Genomic DNA, 549 nt, shown 5'->3' with positions numbered 1-549 from the left:
CCGTGGTCGCACTCCCCGCAACGCGATCATGTTCGGGCCGGCCGGTCGCCTGTACGTGTACTTCACCTACGGGATGCACCACTGCGCGAACGTGGTCTGCGGACCCGAGGGGACGGCGTCCGCCGTCCTCCTCCGCGCCGGCGAGGTGGTCGCCGGTGTCGATCTCGCCCGGGTACGCCGCCCCGGCGCGAGCGACAGGGACCTCGCCCGCGGACCGGCGCGCCTATGCACGGCCCTCGACATCGACCTGGCCGAGGACGGCATCGACCTCGGCGACGGGGGAGTCAACCTGCTGCTGGCCGACACGCCCGGACCAGAAATCGTCTCGAGTGGCCCGCGGGTGGGCCTGCGTGGGGCGCCCGACCGTCCCTGGCGCTACTGGCTGACGGGGGAGCGGACGGTGTCCGCGTACCGCCCCGCAGCACCTCGTCCGACCCGACGACGCTCTGACCTGCACAAACAGTGACGAGGGGACCCCGATTTGTCACGGGTCGAACCGTGGGTCTAATGTTTCACCTGTCGCCGCAAGCGGCCAGCGAAACACCAGCC

Annotated in this window: 1 protein-coding gene; it reads left to right on the top strand. The window is 71.0% G+C overall.

The features are described 5' to 3' along the window. Positions 1–466 (top strand): DNA-3-methyladenine glycosylase (locus tag AC1DQF_RS21680; RefSeq protein ID WP_477527288.1); only part of this gene is annotated, 466 nt, incomplete at its 5' end. Positions 467–549 lie beyond the last annotated feature (83 nt).

It is taken from the genome of Nocardioides sp. P4_G4, assembly GCF_056401085.1.
Note: the sequence above shows the minus strand (reverse complement) of the source record. Positions and strands in the feature narration are given on the sequence as shown.